The organism is Pedococcus sp. 5OH_020 (assembly GCF_027812955.1).
Lineage (GTDB): Bacteria > Actinomycetota > Actinomycetes > Actinomycetales > Dermatophilaceae > Pedococcus.
The window spans coordinates 110461-128894 of record NZ_JAPYZV010000008.1 but is presented as its reverse complement, the minus strand read 5'-3'; the positions used below and the strand labels follow the sequence as shown (position 1 = coordinate 128894).

The 18434-nt window shown below is 68.2% G+C and carries 15 protein-coding genes and 1 pseudogene; 11 read left to right on the top strand and 5 right to left on the bottom strand.

Annotated features, from left to right (window positions below; all coding sequences use genetic code 11):
- Positions 1–36: 36 nt before the first annotated feature.
- Positions 37–168 carry a hypothetical protein gene (locus tag PHA84_RS15625; RefSeq protein ID WP_270889056.1) on the bottom strand — a complete coding sequence of 44 codons (132 nt, stop codon included), beginning with the start codon at positions 166–168 and terminating at the stop codon, positions 37–39.
- A 117-nt stretch (positions 169–285) separates the two neighbouring features.
- Here PHA84_RS15625 and PHA84_RS15620 point away from each other — a divergent pair, with 117 nt between their 5' ends.
- The gene (locus tag PHA84_RS15620) at positions 286–660 is read left to right on the top strand and encodes a VOC family protein (protein WP_270889055.1); all 375 of its coding nucleotides are present in this window, start codon (positions 286–288) and stop codon (positions 658–660) included.
- Positions 661–845: 185 nt separating this feature from the next.
- Complete coding sequence (locus tag PHA84_RS15615; RefSeq protein ID WP_270889054.1) at positions 846–2885, top strand: acyltransferase family protein; 2040 nt, start codon at positions 846–848, stop codon at positions 2883–2885.
- A gap of 559 nt (positions 2886–3444) precedes the next feature.
- On the opposite strand, the gene PHA84_RS15610 is transcribed toward PHA84_RS15615, so the two are convergent.
- Together PHA84_RS15610 and PHA84_RS15605 are read right to left on the bottom strand one after the other, a co-directional pair.
- Positions 3445–4326, bottom strand: coding sequence for a PASTA domain-containing protein (locus PHA84_RS15610; RefSeq protein ID WP_270889053.1), 882 nt, complete (start codon positions 4324–4326; stop codon positions 3445–3447).
- Positions 4323–4853, bottom strand: a complete 531-nt coding sequence (locus PHA84_RS15605; protein WP_270889052.1) for a SigE family RNA polymerase sigma factor — start codon at positions 4851–4853, stop codon at positions 4323–4325. Before PHA84_RS15605 ends, PHA84_RS15610 begins: the two co-directional genes overlap by 4 nt.
- 293 nt (positions 4854–5146) lie before the next feature.
- On the opposite strand from PHA84_RS15605, the gene PHA84_RS15600 reads away from it, so the two are divergent.
- Genes PHA84_RS15600 through PHA84_RS15590 form a run of 3 tightly spaced genes read left to right on the top strand, consistent with a single transcriptional unit; the run spans position 5147 to position 8198 of the window.
- On the top strand, positions 5147–5848 hold the full coding sequence (locus tag PHA84_RS15600) for a class I SAM-dependent methyltransferase (protein ID WP_270889051.1): 702 nt from the start codon (positions 5147–5149) through the stop codon (positions 5846–5848).
- Positions 5845–7467 (top strand): DUF2142 domain-containing protein, encoded by a 1623-nt coding sequence (locus PHA84_RS15595; protein ID WP_270889050.1) that lies wholly within the window; start codon positions 5845–5847, stop codon positions 7465–7467. Before PHA84_RS15600 ends, PHA84_RS15595 begins: the two co-directional genes overlap by 4 nt.
- A gap of 23 nt (positions 7468–7490) precedes the next feature.
- On the top strand, positions 7491–8198 hold the full coding sequence (locus tag PHA84_RS15590; RefSeq protein WP_270889049.1) for a glycosyltransferase family 2 protein: 708 nt from the start codon (positions 7491–7493) through the stop codon (positions 8196–8198).
- Here the strand turns inward: PHA84_RS15590 and PHA84_RS15585 are convergent.
- The gene (locus tag PHA84_RS15585) at positions 8128–8715 is read right to left on the bottom strand and encodes a GtrA family protein (protein WP_270889048.1); all 588 of its coding nucleotides are present in this window, start codon (positions 8713–8715) and stop codon (positions 8128–8130) included. The two genes, PHA84_RS15590 and PHA84_RS15585, sit on opposite strands and share 71 nt — an antisense overlap.
- A gap of 1010 nt (positions 8716–9725) precedes the next feature.
- Between PHA84_RS15585 and PHA84_RS15580 the strand changes: the two genes are divergently transcribed.
- The 4 genes and pseudogenes from PHA84_RS15580 (at position 9726) to PHA84_RS15565 (ending at position 12963) form a co-directional block, all read left to right on the top strand.
- Positions 9726–10634, top strand: a complete 909-nt coding sequence (locus tag PHA84_RS15580) for a hypothetical protein (protein ID WP_270889047.1) — start codon at positions 9726–9728, stop codon at positions 10632–10634.
- Between the two features lie 212 nt (positions 10635–10846).
- Positions 10847–11104, top strand: a pseudogene (locus PHA84_RS15575) (Hsp20/alpha crystallin family protein); the annotation flags it as partial.
- Between the two features lie 424 nt (positions 11105–11528).
- Complete coding sequence (locus tag PHA84_RS15570; protein ID WP_270889045.1) at positions 11529–11885, top strand: J domain-containing protein; 357 nt, start codon at positions 11529–11531, stop codon at positions 11883–11885.
- A 244-nt stretch (positions 11886–12129) separates the two neighbouring features.
- Positions 12130–12963 carry an arylamine N-acetyltransferase family protein gene (locus PHA84_RS15565; RefSeq protein WP_270889044.1) on the top strand — a complete coding sequence of 278 codons (834 nt, stop codon included), beginning with the start codon at positions 12130–12132 and terminating at the stop codon, positions 12961–12963.
- A 148-nt stretch (positions 12964–13111) separates the two neighbouring features.
- On the opposite strand, the gene PHA84_RS15560 is transcribed toward PHA84_RS15565, so the two are convergent.
- Positions 13112–14221: a TIGR03118 family protein gene (locus tag PHA84_RS15560; protein ID WP_270889043.1), complete on the bottom strand. Its 1110-nt coding sequence runs from the start codon at positions 14219–14221 to the stop codon at positions 13112–13114.
- Between the two features lie 235 nt (positions 14222–14456).
- On the opposite strand from PHA84_RS15560, the gene PHA84_RS15555 reads away from it, so the two are divergent.
- Both PHA84_RS15555 and PHA84_RS15550 read left to right on the top strand, forming a co-directional pair.
- Positions 14457–17066 (top strand): zinc dependent phospholipase C family protein, encoded by a 2610-nt coding sequence (locus PHA84_RS15555; RefSeq protein ID WP_270889042.1) that lies wholly within the window; start codon positions 14457–14459, stop codon positions 17064–17066.
- Positions 17067–17308: 242 nt separating this feature from the next.
- The gene (locus PHA84_RS15550; protein ID WP_270889041.1) at positions 17309–18361 is read left to right on the top strand and encodes a hypothetical protein; all 1053 of its coding nucleotides are present in this window, start codon (positions 17309–17311) and stop codon (positions 18359–18361) included.
- Positions 18362–18434: the final 73 nt, after the last annotated feature.

Below are 18434 nucleotides of genomic sequence, written 5' to 3'. Positions count from 1 at the left end.
CGCCTGCGTCCACCGCCGGCCAACCGGCGGACGTCCTCAGGTGCCGAGCTGGCCGCGAGCCGACTGTTGGTCATTGCGGGCCCGTTTCCGCAGCCACAGCAGCACTAGTATCGACGGCAACCCCAGCACCAGGCCGGCGAGCCACTTGGAGAAGTATGGACCGTCCACGGTTCGAGGATAGGTCCGCTCAGGAGGGCGGCGCCCTTCAGTGGGCGCGTCGGTCCGGTCCGAGGAGACACCTCGAGATGCGCACGTACCCTTCCGGGGGGACCGAAGGAGGTGGCCGTGCTTGAGACGTGCGACGTGGTCGCTTTCGCTGCCACAACGGACCTGGCCCGCGCCCGGTCGTTCTACGAAGGCGTCCTCGGACTCCCCGTCGTGCACGAGGATCCGTATGCCTGTTCGTTCAACGCCCATGGCACGATGCTCCGGGTCACAGCGGTAGCCCAGGTCGGCCACCCCGGCTATACAGTGCTCGGCTGGCGCGTTCCTGACATCACCACGACTGTTACATCACTGGGGTCAGCCGGAGTCAAGTTCGTCCGCTACGAGGGCGTGGAGCTGGACGCTCAAGGGGTGTGGACTGCTCCCAACGGCGACCGCGTGGCGTGGTTCACGGACCCCGACGGAAACATCCTTTCGCTCACGCAGCTCCACTGACCCGGCGTCATCCTTGATCTGCGCCAGGTGCCGATAGGTGACGTCGCCGCCTGCCGCCCGCCGCCCTAGCATGGTGTTCGTGCTCAGCACCTCCTGCTCCGCGCGGTGGCCGTCGAGGACCCCGCCGGTCTCGCCGCCCGAGAGCAGATGACGACGCTGGGCCTCGCCAAGTGCTGGGCGAAGGTGTGAGCGAGCACCGCCCTTCGGCTGCGACCGTGGCGCCTCAGCGGATAGGCCACGTTCGGGCACTCGACGGCATGCGTGGCCTCGCCGTTATCGCCGTTGTGCTGTACCACGGCGGTGCGGGCTGGATGGGGGGCGGCTTTCTCGGCGTGGACGCGTTCTTCGTCCTCAGCGGCTTCCTTATCACCTCACTGCTGCTTCAGGAGCTCCGCTCGACCGGTCACATCGACATCTGGCGGTTCTGGGGAAGGCGTGCCCGCCGTCTTCTGCCGGCGCTCGCGCTGCTGCTTGCCGTCGTTGTGCCGCTGAGCCGCTGGGCTGGGGACGGGTCGCCGACGGCGCCGCGCGGGGACGTGCTGGCGACGTTGGCCTACGTCCAGAACTGGCACCTTCTCGCGGCGGGGAACGGCTACTTCGAGCAGACGACGCTGCCGTCACTACTGCAGCACACCTGGTCGTTGTCGATCGAAGAGCAGTTCTACCTGGTCTGGCCTCTGTTGCTCGCCGCGGGACTGTGGCACACCGCCTCGGGCGCAGCCGGTCTCCGCCGTCGTACGGCGTGGGCCTTGGGGGTGACGGTGCTTGCGGCCGCCGCGTCGATCACGGACATGGCCCTGCAGGCCAAGCCCCGAGCCGACCCGTCCCGTGTCTACTACGGAACGGACACCCGTGCGGCGAGTCTTCTGCTTGGAGCGGCGCTGGCTTTCATACTGACGGAGCGGGCTTCGAATGGCGACCGTCCTGTGCGACCGTTCGGGCGACTGCTCATCGCTGTGGCGGGCTGGTCCGGCGCCGTCGCCATCGGCGCCTTGTGGGCGCGTGCCAGCGGCTCCTCGCCGTGGCTGTACCAGGGTGGGATGGCGCTTGGCGCAGTGGCCGCGACACTGGTCATCGCGGCCGTCGTGACGGACCAGTTCTCTGTGCTGGCCAGGGTGTTGAGCACTCCTCTGCTGCGATGGCTCGGGGTCATCTCCTACGGGGTGTACCTCTGGCACTGGCCGCTGTTCGGGTTGCTGACCGCCGAACGCACCGGCCTACACGGCGGCTGGCTGCTGGCGGTTCGCATCATCGTGACCCTTACAGTCGCTTCGGGCTCCTTCATGCTGGTGGAGCGTCCCTTCCGCACCGCGTGCCTGTCGTCCGTCCGCCGCCGTGCGATGGTTGGCTTCCTGGCAGTCGCTGAGATCGGAGCGGTTCTCCTCCTGGCGCCGGGGAGCGGCACACCGCCCGCAGAGCTGGCGACGGGAGAGGCCGACGTCTCGACCGCTGTACGCAGCGCGGACGAGATCTCACCGACCCCTTCCACGGCTGGTCAGCGCGCCGTACGCGCTGCCCGCGCACCAGGGACCCGATCCCCAGCACCCTCAGCCCGCGACGTACTCGTCGTCGGTGACTCGGTGGGAAAGAGCCTGGCTGCCGGATTGAGCCCTTATCTCCGCGCGCGAGGGATCCACGTCACCGACGCGGCGGTCCTGGGCTGTGGACTGACGATCGGTGGGAGCTACCACTACTTCGGCCAGCTCCGCCGCCAGAGAAAGCTCTGCGCCGTGTGGCAGAGCCGGTGGCGAGGAGCCATCACCAGCACCCGGCCGGACGTCGTGGTGATGCTCGTGGGCAGGTGGGAGGTGATGGACCGCGTCTTCCAGGGGCGATGGACGCACATCGGCGACCCGGCATACGACGCGTACCTCGTGCGTCAGCTGCATGCAGCCGCAGCCGTGGAGGCGTCCACCGGTGCACGGGTCGTGTGGGTGGCGGCGCCCTACTACCGGCGCGGTGAGCAGCCGGACGGCACGCTGTGGCCTGAGGACGTCCCCGCGCGCACCGATCGCTGGAACGCCTTGCTACGGCAAGTGGCGGCGTCCGATCACGTGCCAGTGATCGCCTTGGACCGCAAGACTGGCCCCGACGGGCACTTCAAGGAGTCCATCGACGGGCAGCAGCTGAGGTTCGACGGGGTGCACCTTCGGCAGGCTGCTGTGAGTCACCTGGGGCCATGGCTGATGCCGCAGCTGCTGGGACCCATGCGCGCCCCCCGGTGAGGGCCGCGCCGGAGGTTGGGCTCGTCAGAGGAGAAGCTCTCAAACGCGACCGCTCGAGCCTTGTCAGAGGTCGACTTGCGACCAACCGGTCTGGTGATCCGGTACGTGCACGAGGCAGGACGCCGCAGCAGGTCGAAGGTGGGCAGGGACTCCCGGCGGCAGATCGCCGTTGCCAGCGTGTCGTCCAACGTTGCGGGCCGGGTGACCGTCTGGAATCCGGGTCGGGCCTCAGGTGGGAGTAGGTTGCGAAACATCGTGGCCGTTCTGCGGGCTGACGCGTGTCCCGCCGTGTCTGCGACGTACCGGCCGTCGCCGCTGAGCGCGCTGCTGCTGCTGTTGAAGTCCCCTTGCGTGCCGTCGGTCGCGACGCTGACGCGGCTCGCCATATTGAGGGTCCACTCGCGGACGAAGACGTCCTGCCTGCCGTTGGTGTCACCAGGCGCCAAGTTGGTTGCGGCCGATGGCCGGCCACCGTGGACGACCACCGTGCTGCACCTGCTGCACAGGAGGTGGCGCGGATCTGAGACACCGCCAGTCACCGACTGTGGGCGACTTGGTGTCAGAGCCCCGTCTCGGTGATGGTGACGGTGCTTCCGACGCGGACCGGGAGGCCGACAGCCGGCGACTGGCTGAGCAGCTGGCCGGCAGGAACTCCTGGAACGCGCTGCCTGACGACCTGCGGGACCAGCCCGACGCGCTGGAGCTCGGCAACCATATCGGCGCTCCTGGGCGCTTGCGCAGGGTCCGCGACAGGTGGCGCGGGGACGGTGACCCAGCCGGCGGGTAGCGAGTGGAGCGACTCCGTGATCGCGTTCATGATGTTGCTGCCATCGTTGACTTCGACGCGGAAGGCGACGTGCGCGCTCGGGACCACGAGGGACTCGACACACTTGGGGGGGTCGCTGAGAAGACAGCTGACTCCGCTGCGCTCCACGGCGACACCGTTGATGGTCGCCTTTCGCAGCGCCCCGCGCTTCACGGATCCCATCTCTGCTGAGTCGGTGTCGAAGATGCGCACGATGTTGACCCCGGGCCTCGCCGGCACCAGACACGCTGTCGTGACACGAAGGTCGTAGAGCACCGTAGAAGCCACCGGGGTTCCGCAGCGCACGTCGTTGGTGCTCCACGACTGGGGGACAGCGACCACGACGTCGTTCAGGCCCACCAACCGCATTCCGCTGGGAATGGCCGGGTGAGCGGCCGGCTCGTTGGCAGGGACCGCTGGTTGGTCGGCCGAGTGCCCTCCGACGGCTCCGGGCACCACTGCGGACACGGCGACCACGATGCCGACCGCAGCGACGACGCCCATCCCGCCGCCCAGGACGGTCCGGCGCCTTCGCGCTCGCCGCCCCGCTTCGAGTAGGTCATCCACCGGGGCGACCCCGGCGGGGATAGAACCGGCGAGCCGCTCGAGCAGTTCGGTGGCCTGGTGCTCGTTCACGAGGGACTCCTATCGCGTGGCGTACCTGTTAGGTCGGCCAGGTGCGGGTTGGACGCCAGCGTGGCCAGCGCTCGGGACATCCGGCTCTTGACTGTGCCTGCGGGAATACCCAGCGCTCGCGCCGTCTGGGCCTCGCTCAGGTGGCTGTAGAACCGCAGTACGACGACGGCGCGCTGCTCGGCCGACAGCCCGCCGACGGCCCTCGCCACCGCGTCGGCGGCCGCAACGGCGTCGGTGTTGTCGAACAGCGGAGCGCGGGCACGGTGCTGCTCTGGGTCGGCGACCGGCCGTTCACCCCACCAACGTCGACGCTTGGAGTCGCGCAGACAGTTCACCAGTACGCGATACACGTAGGCGTCGCGGTCATCAGCCACGCTGACCTTGTCCCAGCGGGTGTAGCACCGCGTCAGTGCCGTCTGCGTCACGTCCTCGGCTTCTGACAGCGCGCAGCCCAGGAGGACCGCTGAGCGGACGAGCAACTGCCACCGCGCCGCAACATAAGCGGCGAACTCGTCGTCCCGGGGCACGGTTCCTCCTGGCTGGGTTCTTGTCCTCGAACGACGGGTCGGCGATGGTCTTCGGTTCCCTCGATGATGACCATTCTTCACACAGCCGTTGCCGCGTCATCCCCGCGCATAGCCTGGCTGATCAGAGGGCGGTCGCCGATTGGTGTGTTGAGCCCCAGCGAGCCGACCGTCGCGCCGGTCGCGACTCCGACCCGTCGCGAACGACGCCCAACAGCATGAACGACCCGCGTGGGGCCGTGAGGCCGCTGTTATCCTGCTGGCGAACTGGAGAGCCTTCCCCAACGCCAGTCCCGATGAGGAGCCGAGCGCTGTACGACAACGACAAGGACGCACCCGCCACCGAGGCAGAGGTGTCGGGGGGCATCTACATGCCGAAGTACTTCGAGACCAGGCTAGCGGCCAGCCCGAGCCGGACCAGAGTCTGGCAGCACATCTGTACATACCTGGAGCGCTGGATCGCACCGGATGCAGCCGTGCTGGAAGTCGGCGCCGGCTGGTGCGACTTCGCGAACAACGTCAGGGCTGGCTCGGTCGTGGCGATGGACATCGACAGGACCGTTGAGCGAGCGGCCGCGCCGCACGTGACTGCCGTGACTGGTGACTGCACCGACCTGAGCCGCTTCGCGGACGGGTCCTTCGACGTCGTGTTCGCTTCCAACCTGCTCGAGCACCTCACGCGCCCAACAGCCACGCGCCTCCTCGCGGAGGCGCGGCGGGTCCTGCGGCGTGATGGCCAGCTCATCCTGTTGCAGCCGAACTTTCGCCTGAACCCCGGTGGCTACTTCGACGACTACACCCATGTCGCGATCTACACAGACAGATCCTTGGCCGACTACCTGGCCTCGGATGGCTGGACCGTGCGAGCCGTCATGCCGCGGTTCCTGCCGCTGACCCTGAAGTCACGCGGCTCTCGACTGACCTTCCTGGTCCCGTGGTACCTGCGCTCGCCCCTCAAGCCCCTGGCCGGCCAGATGCTCGTGGTCGCCTCACGATGAGGGGCGCACACCAGTTGCTCGAGGAGGGGCAGCCGGTCAACGACACCCCTCAGCCGGCCAACGGCACCCGGCGGTCGGCTCGTCTGGCCGGGATGTTCGTGCTGCCCTACTTCCTACTCATGGTGGTGTGGGTTGCGTCCAACCCTCCAGGGGCTGCCCCCGACGAGTCGGACCACCTTGTCAAGGCGTTGGGAGTGGGGCGGCTGTCGATCGGCAGCACCTACACCGGTGAGGCAGGTAACCGCCTGCTGGCCCAGCGAAATGCCTCCATCAGCCGGGTAGTGACGATCCCTGCGAGGTTGGCGCCGGACGGCTACAAGTGCACTGCCTTCAAAGGCGACACCTCAGCTAAATGCCTGCCCGAGCGCAACAACTCGGCGTCAGGCACGGTGCAACGGGTGACGCCCGTCGGGGCCTACCCACCCTTCCTATACCTTCCGGCTGGAGTGGCCACACTCGTCGCTCAGACGCCCGTGCAGGCCTTCGTCCTAGCCCGTGCGACGTATGCGGTCCTCACAGGGCTGCTCCTCTTCGCCGGCGCCTTCCAGCTGGTCCGCTGGCTGGGGAGGTGGGCACTCCTCGGAAGCTTCGTGGCGCTGACCCCGATGGCGGTCTTCTCGGGCTCCGTCGTCTCGACCAGTGGAGTCGAGATCTCGGCGGCTTTCGCCGTGGCGGCCACGGTCGTCGTCGTCAGCCGACGACCTGCGGTGCTCGGCGACGGGCTGAGCGTGGTGCTCCTGGCGGTGTCGGCGATACTACTCGTCCTCAGCCGGCAGATGGGCATTTTGACGTTGGGCGTGCTCCTGCTCATCATGGCCGCACGACTCGGACCCACGGCGCTGTGGCGACTGCTGCGGCGCCCCTCGCGATTGTTCGCGGGATGGCTCCTCGCACTCATCGTCGCCTGCGGAGGCGTCATCTGGTGGGAGCTGACGTATGACCACCCGGCGCTCACTGGATCGCCGTTGTCCGCGCAGGGACTCCGGGACATGGACATCAGGTTGCTGAGCACTACGCGGAGCGGGATCGGGAACTTCGGCTGGCTCGACACCCCCCTCCCGCAAGTGGCGCTCGCCGTCTGGGTCTGCATGGTCGTGCTGGTCTGCGGTGGCGCCCTGGTGTTGGCGACCAAGAGGGACCTCTGGACGCTGCTCACCATCCTCGGCGCCTGTCTCGTGACAGCGTACGTCGTCTACTCCGTCGTCTTCCTGCCGATCCGGGCTGGCCTGCAGGGTCGGCACATGCTCCCCATGTTCATGCTGCTGCCGCTCCTGTCCGGCGTGGTCCTCGTCGAACGACTCCGGGAGGGCGGTCTCGGGGCCATCATTCCGCGACTGTTCGTCATCGTGGCTGTGGTTGCCGGGTTGGTCCAGGCGACGTCGCCCTACGTCAACGCCCGCCGGTACGCCGTGGGCCTTGAGGGTCCGTTGTGGTTCTCGGGTCATGCCCAGTGGGCCCCACCACTGGGTTGGACACCCTGGTTGCTCCTGGCCGGACTCGCAGCGGCGGCCCTGGCGTGCTTCGCCACGAGGTGCTGCCGGGACGCTCACGCGATAGACGGGGACCCCCATCACGAGCCTCCGCTGGTGCGGTCCGTGACCACCAGCACATCGGCGTAGGGCAGTACCGCATGTGGAACGCGATGACGCTGTCGGTGGTCCTGCCGACCTACAACGAGAAGGACAGCATCGCGGAGGTCATCCGCCGCTTCGAAGCGACCGGCATCGTTGACGAGGTCGTCGTCATCAACAACAACGCTGCGCCTGGGACGACCGAGGAGGTCGCCACCACGGGGGCACGGGAGGTCGTGGAGACCCGTCAGGGTTACGGGGCGGCGATCCAGCGCGGCCTCAAGGAGGTCGACACCGACCTCGTCTGCGTCTGTGAGCCTGACGGCACGTTCCAGCCCGAGGACCTCTTCAAACTCCTGCCCTTCACGGCAGAGTGCGACTTCGTCATCGGCTCGCGCACCGTATCCAACTTCATCTGGGACGGCGCGAACATGGGCTGGTTCCTGCAGTGGGGCAACTGGGCCGTCGCCAAACTTGTCGAGGTCCTCTTCAACACCAGCTCACTGAGCGACGTGGGATGCACCTTCCGCGTTCTGTCGCGCGAGCGCAAGCACGACATCCTGAGCAAGTCACGGCTGGACGGGTCCGCCTACGGCCTTGAGATGCTGCTCCTGGCGGTCGTCAGACGTGCCAAGGTCGTGCAGGTCCCCGTGAACTACCGCCCTCGCGTCGGTGTGTCTTCGGTCACAGGCGACTTTGGCAAGACCGTCAGTCTTGGGATCGAGATGATCGGCTTGGTGCTGCGGACACGCCTTCGGGCTCGCTGGCTCCGCCGCTGACCAGAGCCAGCTCAGGGACGTCCCCTGTCCGCACGTCGTTCTTGAACACCCACGTGCGGTAGAGCAAGAAGCGGCATGCGGTCCCTAGCACCAGGCCCACCAAGTTGGCGGAGATGTTGTCCGACAACGGCGACGTGTAGCCCAGCACGTAATGGGACAGCGCCAGGCACGCCAGTGCGACAAGGGTGCCAGCGGCGCACGCGATGAAGAACAGCGCCAGTTCGTGGTGAGCGCGGCGTCGGCCCCGTCCGCCACTGAAGGTCCACGTCCGGTTTCCTATCCACGAGACCACAGTCGCCGCACAGGCGGAGAGGACCTTGGCCATCAGTGGCCACTCGTAGAGCGGACCCCGGCCCCCGACGAACCGCAACAAGTTGAACCCACCGACATCGACGACGAGGGCGACGAGACCGACCAAGCCGAACTTCCACAGCTGGCCGACGACGGCCATCAGCTGGCTCCGGCTGGCTAGCCGGAAGGATGCGGCGGCGCGGAGGGTGCGATCTCGCTGCGTCATGCGGATCATGCTACGGGTGGCGGCGCGCCCAGTCGTGCACCACGCAGCGGTCCAGGGCAACCAAACGACCCTGCACCCACAGGGGCCAATTAGCGGCCTTGCCCGGCGCATCCTGGACGCACGACCTGAGGCAGGACATCGGTCCGGCCCACAACCTGCGAAGTGGCCGTCACTCGCGCGGGCATGAGGCCTTTCAGCCGTTTGGCGTGCTTGGTGGGTGCAGGCGTCGCCCTACTCGGGACCCACGACGGAGGGGGCCGGGCCGACACACCCTCAGCTCGTCGGCCCCCACGCGGTCCGTCAGTTCGCGGGCGACCGGGCGGCCAACCGTAGGCACCAGCGGCACGCCGGCGTGGATCACGGGGACGTAGACGGCAGCAACGGCAGTGGGCCCGCAGTCAACTGGGCACGCGCCCATCCAGACGACGTGGCCGGCCCCGTAGTAGTGGCCATGACGTATGAGGCGGTGCTGCAGATCGTGCCGCTGCCAGTGTTGCGGGCGGCACACCGTTGGCGTCGGCGGCGATCCGCGTTCGCTGGAGTGGCCCCGGTGGACCCGGGCGCCGACCCCGGATGTCGGCACGCGTGGGCCCGTATCCCCTCACGTGGTTCGCACGCGCCCCACGAGCCGCATTGCGTGCGGGCCTGGACTGACGCCGCCAGCCTGCCGGACCCGCTTGCCGCTGCGCGTCGTGCTGGGACCACCGGACCGTTGCCAGCCTCTTCGTGTACCCGTGGTGCTCCTGTCGGGGTGCTGACCGCACGCGGCTTCCGGCTCGCCCTGCTGAGCGCTTCGGTCGGCTTCCGTGGCCGGAGCCCGCAGCGTGCTCAGCAATTCTTGCGGGACAACATGGTGCTCCACTGCGGTGCCGGGCGAGATCTGGTCCTCGCGGACTCTTGCTCCCGTTCCAGATGCACTGCAGGATTGCGACTAGCGGGGGGCGAGCCGAAGGGGCTTCGCATCGCGGGGGGCCGAGATGTCGGCCTCTACGGCTTGGAAGGGAACAGACATGAACAGTGAGAGCAGCTCAGGGCGCGAGGGGACCGGTGGGCCGAACCGACGAGCGTTGCTGCACAGCGGCGGCGCTGCGGTCGTAGCCGGTTTGGCGGGATTCGCTGTAGCAGAGACCGTTCTGGGTGGCACCGCCAGCGCGGCGCCAGGGGACCCCGTGGTGATCGGCGCATCGAACAACGCGGCCGCCACCGTGACGAGCCTGGCAGGCGCCCCCAGCGCGGGCCCGACCTTCGCGGTCGCCCACACGGGCGGTCTGGCTCCCTTGAGACTGGTGCAGCAGGCGGTTCCGGCGACGGAGCCGGCCCTCGTGAGTGGGGACCTGACGAACTACGGCGGTGACCTGTACTACACCACCGGGGACCCAAACGGGCCCTTCACGGGATTCGTCTACACCTCAGTGACAGCCAACCAGCTCGTCCCGATCAACCCCCAGCGAGTGGTCGACACGCGGACTTTGGCCGGCCGGAGCAACATCACCAACGTGGCGGGGAACCTCGACTCCGCCGGACGCCTGCTCGCCGGTCATTCCATCGTTGTTGACCTGTCGGACCTGGAGGTCGCCGCAACGGCGGCATACTGCAACCTTACTGCGGTCGGCCCCCTGAAGGGCGGCTTCATGACGCTGTGGCCGGGCGGAGTCCGGCCTGCCACGTCAACGATCAACTTCGCGGCCAACGCCGTCATCGCCAACTTCGCCGTGACCGGAACCAGTGCGGCCGATAGGGTCTCGATCTACAGCTCCGCGACGACGCACCTGCTGCTCGACATCACGGCTTTCGCTGTAGGTGACCCCGGACAGGTCAACCCAGCCGTCATGGCCGCCGCGGCGTCCAGTGCGTCGCGTACCCGGCTTGCCGCTCGTGCCAAGCTCGGGAGCCTGCCGGACTGGTACGCCCCCCGCTGAGGCGCTGCGGGGCCCGAGATGCGGTAGGCCCTGCAGCCGTCATTTTGTGGGCTGGGCGCTGCAATTCCCGTGCGGTCTCCCTGGAACATTCTCGTATCGCGGTCTTGCACCAGCATGCCAGGCGTGCTACAGAAAACCCTGTAGCGAGCACCACAGGCACCCCAATTGGCCCCGCTGGAAGGCATCAGGCGAACCCGATGGAGGTGACGGCCATGCTGATGCGCACCGACCCGTTCCGCGACCTGGACCGACTGACCCAACAGTTGTTTCCGGACGGCACGCCCGCTCGGCCCGCGGCGATGCCGATGGACGCCTGGCGTGAAGGGGACAGCTTCCACGTCGCGTTCGACCTGCCCGGCGTCAGCCGGGACTCGATCGACATCGACGTGGAACGCAACGTGGTCACCGTCCGGGCCGAACGCCCGCCGCTGGCCGCCGACGCGGAGCTGCTCGCCGCCGAGCGGGCCAAGCCGCGCAAGATCGAGATCAGCAGCACCAACGAGGGCCGGCAGCCCATCAGCCCCTGACCCCGGTGGTGAAGCCCATGCCCGAGGTCCCGACCGTTGCGTCCTGCCGCACCTGCTGTCTGCGCGCGCCGTCGGTGCCACTCTCCCGCGGCCGGCGCGCCACCAGAACCCAACAGAACAGGATGAACGAAGGTAGGTGGTCGCCTGACATCAAGCACCCGCAATGACGCAATCCAGGCAGACTCTCGCCCGGGCCGCGTTCGTGCCAGCGCCTCCGACGCACCATGCGCGACGCCCACGCCTTGACGGCGTACCAGTTCGCGGGCCCAGGCGAGGCCAACATCGCTATCCACAACTGAACGATGTGTGGTCCCGGCCGCCGCACAGCCGCGGCCGGGACCACACCAGCCAGAGCAAGCCCTTCCACATGACCGTTGACCGATCCGACCCGTACGCCGTCCTGGGCCTGAGCCCGCACGCGACCCAGGAACAGATCCGGCACGCCTACCGCACCCTGATGCGCCAGCACCACCCCGACACCCGCACCGCGGTCGCACCGGCCGACGCCGCGACTGCCGCCGCAAACACCACCCTCCAACGGGCCATCGCCGCATACGCCACCCTCGGGGACCCGGCCCGCCGAGCCGAGTACGACCAGCGCGTCACCCAAGGCGCCAGGAGCACCCCGACCCGCGTCGGCGCCGGGGTCCGCTACCCCGGCAACCCACCGAACCAGCCGCACATCGTGGTCGGACCTGTCCGCTGGCACCGCAGGCCGACCTAGAACCCAGCTCTCGCCTCGGCCGGATGGCGCTCTCATGCGGTCAAACCGCAGCACCGATACACCCGTCCCCGCGGTGATCCTCGCCAGCCCGGGGAGCGCGTGCGGCGAAGATCAGCCGTAAACGAGCATGAGCTACCGGTCGCTGGTGGAGCCCGAGGACTTCAGGCGGCGCGCAGTGAGTTCGGCCCAGATCTGTGGTGCCCTTCTGGCGCCACCGCGTTCGACTGTGCGCTTGACTGTTCGCATGGCGACCGCTGACTGGCAGATCGACGTGCTGGACCTCGCCGGCTACTTGAAGCGCCTCGGCACGCCCGCCCGTGAACCCGGCCGCGTGGCGCTGGCGGAGATCCACGAGAGGCACGTCCGCGCCTTCACATTCGACAACATCGACGTGCTGCTCGACCAGCACCCGGGTGTCTCCCTCGACGCCGTCCAGGAGAAGTTCGTCGGTCGGGGTCGCGGCGGCTACTGCTTCGAGCACAGCACGATCTTCGCGGCCGCTCTGGAACGGCTCGGCTACCAGGTCCGGCGGCACCTGGGTCGGGTCGGCGACCCGGACACGGGTAGTCAACAGAGCCGCACCCACATGGTGGTCGAGGTGGTTCTCGACGGTCAGCGACTGCTGTGCGACCCAGGCTTCGGGATGAGTCTGTTGCGACCGATTCCCATGGTTGATGACGCCGAGGATGACTACCTCCCCGGGTGGCGCTACCGGCTACGCAGGACCGACCGCGCCACCTGGACGATGTACCGCATGGGCGAGGACGGCTGGGAGGCCACGCACACCACCGACGAGCTCGAGGTGAGACCTGTCGACGTCGTCATGGGTCATCACTACACGAGCACCTATCCCGGCTCGCATTTCACCACCGGCCTCATCCTTGCCAGGCACCTACCCGGCCGACACGTGACCGTGACCCACCAGTCGCTCACGATCCGCACGCCAGCGCAGCCGACGGACCATCGTCCCCTCCGCGAGGGTGACATCGACGAGTGGCTCTCGAAGCTCGACGTTCCCCTGAGCTCCGACGAGCGCACCCGGCTGGTGGGGAAGGTACGGGAGCTGGCCGATGCGTAGGCCGCATCAGTCCGCTGGCAGGGCTTGCCAGCGGCGAGGCCGCGTCGTCCAGCCACTCGACAGCTCGGGTGGTCGTCGCCCTTGACGCACGATGCTACGGGCTCCTCCCGGGCCTCCAGGAACGGGTCCGTAGCATCGCCTCAGCAGTTCAGGGGGCCAGGCGGAGCAGACCCAGCAGGCCGTGTGCCTCGTCCTGCGGACCCGCGGTGAACAGCACGTCGTGAGTCGACGCCTCGGTGCCGTTGCCCGGCAGGAGGGCCCACAGCCCATCGATCGCCACAGCCCTGCCACCGGGAGTTCGGATGGCGCCGGCGAAGGTCAGCGTCGTCGGGTCGAAGGCATTGATCCGCCCGTCACCGAAGTTGCCCACGAGCAGGTCGCCAGAGAACGCGCCGAACCCGGTGGGCGCGATGGTGAGGCCCCACGGGGCGTTCAGCACACCATGGCTCGCCAGACGCCGCAGAAGGACACCGTCAAGGGTGAAGACGTCGACCCGGCCGCGTCCATCACCGGCCACCTCGTCGACGCGCGCGCTGTCCTGCTTCGCGTACGCGACATACACCTTGTCGCCGGCCACCATGACGTTGAAGGGCGCATAGCCGCGGGGCAGTCGCGAGTCCATGAAGTTCCCCTTGGTGATGACGCGCTGGAACTCACCGTTGTAGACGTCCACCACGCCCGCGGAGAAGTCGGCAACATACAGCTGCGGGCCATCGGCTGTCTGGCCCATGGCCATCCCCTTGTCGACGGCACCGGGGGTGACCACCGCGTCGACGGCATGGGTCGACGGTGGCGCCCCGGTGCCACCCACCGCGGGGTTCCAGCCGCTGAGATGGCCCGTCTCTCCGACGAACAGGAACCGCGCGGGTGCAGAGTGGCCCGCCGCGTCATGCACGACGAAGGAGGTGGTCGCGTTGGACACCTGACCGGTGGGGGCGCCACCCGGAATGCTGACCACCAGCGGCACGATGGTCTGCGGGCTTCCGTCGACCCCACCGGAGTAAAGGGTGGTCACGTCGGTGCCGTTGTCGGAGACCCATAGAGGGCTGGCGCCCAGGTACGAGGCGCCCCAGGCGTTGACGAGGTGGGGATCGGTGACCTGGGCCAGCCCGGGAACGTCCGAGACGAGGTTGACCTGTTGGTATGCCGAGTAGGCGGTAGCGCCGGCTGGGACGCTGACGGCGAGCAGCCCTACGGCTGCGCCGAGGCCGGCTCCGAACACCAGCAGCGATGACGGACGACGGATGATGCGTGTCATGGACAACCTCCCGTTCAGGAGCGGACAGCCCGAGATGGGCAGGCGCCACTACGTACACGAGGCTTGCCCTCGCAAAGTTCAGCCGGTCCGCATCGATGGCCCGGAGAGCAGGATCATGCAAACGGTGGAGGACAGACGCAAGTCCGCCATGGAGAGTCAAACGGAGCACGTTGCTACTCAACGTGCCCTCTGCGCAACACCGATCCCCGCATCACCCGCCGAGCCGAGGTACCGCATGCCAGGTCACTTCACGCACCTCTACACCGCTCGACGGGTCGCAGACCTGCTGGCCGGCGGCGACTTCAACGACTGGCCGGGGCTGGGAGGAGGCGACGACGTCCCGTCGGCATTCAGCCCCCAGAAGTGCGCCGACGTCATGCACGAGTGGGAGAAGTTCACGGCGATCGGGGCAATCGGTCCCGACCTCTTCTTCTTCTCCCAGGACTGGAGCAACGACGTCCTCGGCCCACGCTCCGACCTCATCATGCTGGCCCTGGCCACCTACTACTACTTCGACGCCGCCAAGGAGGACGACTGGGAGCCCCTCCTGGTCATCCTCGACGAGGTGAACTCCACACTGGCCGGGATCATCCGCTTCCTCATCAAGCTCGACAAGGTCTGGAAGGACTTCACGGCCTGGTGGGACAAGACCCTCGGCCCGCTCGTCGACACCGTGGGCGAGCTCGCCGACGACCTGACCGGCGGGATCCTCAGCTCGATCCAGACCGGTCTGGAGGAACTGCTCGTCGCGATCAAGGAGATCGGCCTGGAGGAGCTCACCTCCTTCACCGACATCTGGGGACTGATGAACACCGTCATCCAGAAGGGGTGGCCCGAGGAGGACTTCCTCTGGAGCGACATGACCCACTACCGCCGCACCTCCGCCATGTGCCAGGCGCTCGTACGACAGGCCCAGGACCTCGACGACGGCACTGACGAGGGCCAACAGCGGTCTGACCAGTTCCTCGCCTTCGCGCTCGGCTACGTCGTCCACGTTGGGACGGACACCATCGCCCACAGCTTCGTCAACGAGCAGTGCGGCGGTCCCTACCGCGACCACCCGACCCGCCACCACCTCATCGAGAACCACATCGACGCCTGGAACTACCAGCAGTCAGGCGAAGGCGGAACCATCCCCCAAGACCCGTGGGGCAAGACCGACGACTACCCCGAGCTGTCGATGTCTGCGCTGTGGTTCCTCGTCCAGCTCACCCCGGACGACCCCCGCGGCGCGCAGCGCCCGTCGCCGCTCTCGGACGACCCCCGCGCCCGCAAGACGCAGCTCGACGTCGACGGGGAGATGCCGGGTTGGATGGCCGACGCGATCGTCAAGGCGATGCTCGAGACCTTCGCCGACCACCCTCACCCGAAGATCTACCAGGGCGACGCGTTCCAGCAGAGCATCGACTCCGGGCTCCTGGCCACTGTGGTCAAGGACGTCACCGGGCACGGCCTGGACGGGCCGTTCCAGGAGATACTCGACGGCATTGCTCCCCCGCCGGACTTCGCTGTGCCGCGGGGCTTCCCGCTGCCATGGCAGGTGCAGACGATGTACCGCCTCATGATCACGCTGTACAAGCTCAACTTCAGCGGTTCGTGGGAGCTGCAGAAGCCGCGCAAGCCCGACTTCGTGATCGTTCCGCCCGCCTCGGACTTCACCAACCTCGCCCAGCCGCCTGACTTCTCCGGAGTCGACTCCTCGAACCCGATCGTCGACGTCTGCGAGATCTTCGTGGCGCTCATCGAGTGGGCCATCAAGGAGATCGAGGACGCCATCAAGCTGGTGGGCGACCTCATCAAGATGGCCCTGAGCCCGCTCACCTACCCGGTGCGCCTCGGCCTGTACGAGCTCGCCATGAAGATCTGGGACGTCGCCGCCAAGACCCACGACGTGATGGCGCACACGGGCATCCTCATGCCTCACGGGGAGCAGCGGTACGAGGACGGCGAGCTCCGGCTGCCCAACGAGATCGACCTGCCGCTCATCACTCTCGGCGCCACCGTCGACGGGGCCTTCCAACAGGCGCTGGCCGACGCAGTCGACCCCCTCGGCCACCTGGACACCGATCCGTCGGTGATCGTCAGCCACTCGACGCGCGACCCGAACTACCCCTACTACCCGGTGCTGCGGTACCACGGCACCGTCGGGTCCGACTGGGAGGACTGGGAGTTCCGCCGTCCCTGGGCCTACCCCAGCATCAGTCTGCTCTCCACCGGGCCCGGACCCGACACCAGGATCACCACGCCGACTGAGACGTACGACCCCCATGCCGGGGACCCGCAGGCCCCCTCCTTGGCGTTCAAGCCGATGCGCCCGGGCCCCTATGCCGAGGGCACCCGTCCCGACGAGGTCTTCTTCCGCACCACGGCCCAGCCCGACCGAGAGGCCCGCTACCGCTACGAGCGCGCCCAGACCCCATGGCAGACCGACCAGCTCAACGAGGCCTTCATCGGCAAGGCCCGCGACCGGCGCAGTCCGCTGGGTGACCCGGTGCCGTTCTCGGCATACCTCATCGGACAGCTGGCCAACCCCACGGGCTACGGGACGCAGTTCAACCTCGACGCCGACCGTGCCTACGCCTACCTCACCTGGGACTGGGTGCGTGGCACCGAGACGGACACCACAGACCTCGGCATCGAGTACCACACGCCCCTCGTCGAGCCGCAGCGGTACGACGGCGCCCACACGAAGTGGAGGCCACAGCCACCGCTACGCCTGAAGTACGTCGATCCCCCCGGCTCGGCCTCTGCGGGCACGGGCGGCGACGGCAACCACGGCGACGGCAACCACGGCGACGGCAACCACGGCGACGGCAACCACGGCGGAGGAGGCAACCTGCGATGAGCCACGACTGCTGCACGCGCGGCGACGGCCACCACCACCATGAACATGACGATGACTCCCACCGCCACGACGGGGATCACCACCACGATCACCAGCACGACCACTGCTGCTGCAGTTGCGACTGCTCCTTCGGTTGCGACTGCGGCTGCACCTGCAAGGGACGGCATGGTGGCCACGGCGGCGGGCATGGTGGACACGGTGGTGGACACGGTGGTGGGCACGGCGACGACGGTGGCACGACCGTGGGGTGGAACAACCCCAAGCGTCCGGGTCACCACTGCGGGACGTCGACGGGTCAGCTCCCCGGCGGCGAGGTTCGCCCGGGCAACTTCGACCACCATCCGCCGAACCAGTGGCCAGGACCGCGGGACCAGATGTACCTGCCGTTCCTGTTCATGCGGGCCAACCCCGGAGACCGCGGTGCCCGTCCGGTGGCAGGACCGTTCTGGGAGAGCCCCGACATCCTGTTGCTGGCCGGCGTCGAGCCGGCCTTCGCACCCGAGATCCCTCCTGACCTCGGGCAGACCGCGCTCGCGGGCATGCCCAACACTCTGTATGCCCACGTCTGGAACTTCGGCCGGGCGCAGGCGCCCAACGTCATCGTCCAGTTCTTCTGGTGCGACCCCTCACTGGGCATCGGGCCCGGAAGCGCCAACCTGATCGGGGAGACGGTCGTTGCCCTCGGCGCACGCGACAGCGGACGCAGCCACCGCCTCGTCAAGTGCCCCAACGTCTGGGTCCCCACGTTCGTCAACGGCGGCCATGAGTGCCTTGTCGTCCGCGTCTGGGACGAGACGTCCGACGGGCTCGGGACACCGCCGTGGGATGCCGCTCTGAACCGTCACGTGGCCCAGCGCAACATCCATGTCATCGCCACAGGCGGCGCCCAGGCGCGCATCGCTGCCGGGCCAGGAGCGGTCGCCGCGGCGGCTTTGGTGGATGCGCCGCTCATGCTGCGGGTAGGGCCCCTCTACGATGCGCCAGCCACCGTAGCCGTGGAACGTGTCGTGCCGGCGGGTATGCCGTGGCTGCAGCTGCGCACGGGCGTTCGTGGCCAGTTCCCGGCAGGTGCGCCTGCCACGGGCGACGTACTCCTGACTCCTCCCCGCGACATCGCCGGCGCGGGGTTGGGCATCGGTGCCGCCAGCTCACAGGAGGTGACAGCGGACCACCAGCAGGTGGGGTTGACCACCACGGACGCCCCACCGGCGCCCGGATCGGCCCACGTCTACCGCGTGACGGCCAGCCAGCAGGGACAAGTGTTCGGCGGGTACACCGTCGTGGTGCTCGGTTGACTCGCCCAGCACACGGTCGGGTCTGTGCGTCCGCCTCGCGGCACTCCCGGTAAGAGGCTCAGCTGAGCCGTTT

Coding starts and splice junctions, on each gene's coding strand:
- PHA84_RS15600 (WP_270889051.1), top strand. CDS start 5,147: ATGAGGAGCCGAGCGCTGTACGACAACGACAAGGACGCACCCGCCACC.
- PHA84_RS15595 (WP_270889050.1), top strand. CDS start 5,845: ATGAGGGGCGCACACCAGTTGCTCGAGGAGGGGCAGCCGGTCAACGAC.
- PHA84_RS15590 (WP_270889049.1), top strand. CDS start 7,491: ATGACGCTGTCGGTGGTCCTGCCGACCTACAACGAGAAGGACAGCATC.
- PHA84_RS15585 (WP_270889048.1), bottom strand. CDS start 8,715: ATGACGCAGCGAGATCGCACCCTCCGCGCCGCCGCATCCTTCCGGCTA.
- PHA84_RS15580 (WP_270889047.1), top strand. CDS start 9,726: ATGAACAGTGAGAGCAGCTCAGGGCGCGAGGGGACCGGTGGGCCGAAC.
- PHA84_RS15570 (WP_270889045.1), top strand. CDS start 11,529: ATGACCGTTGACCGATCCGACCCGTACGCCGTCCTGGGCCTGAGCCCG.
- PHA84_RS15565 (WP_270889044.1), top strand. CDS start 12,130: ATGGCGACCGCTGACTGGCAGATCGACGTGCTGGACCTCGCCGGCTAC.
- PHA84_RS15560 (WP_270889043.1), bottom strand. CDS start 14,221: ATGACACGCATCATCCGTCGTCCGTCATCGCTGCTGGTGTTCGGAGCC.
- PHA84_RS15555 (WP_270889042.1), top strand. CDS start 14,457: ATGCCAGGTCACTTCACGCACCTCTACACCGCTCGACGGGTCGCAGAC.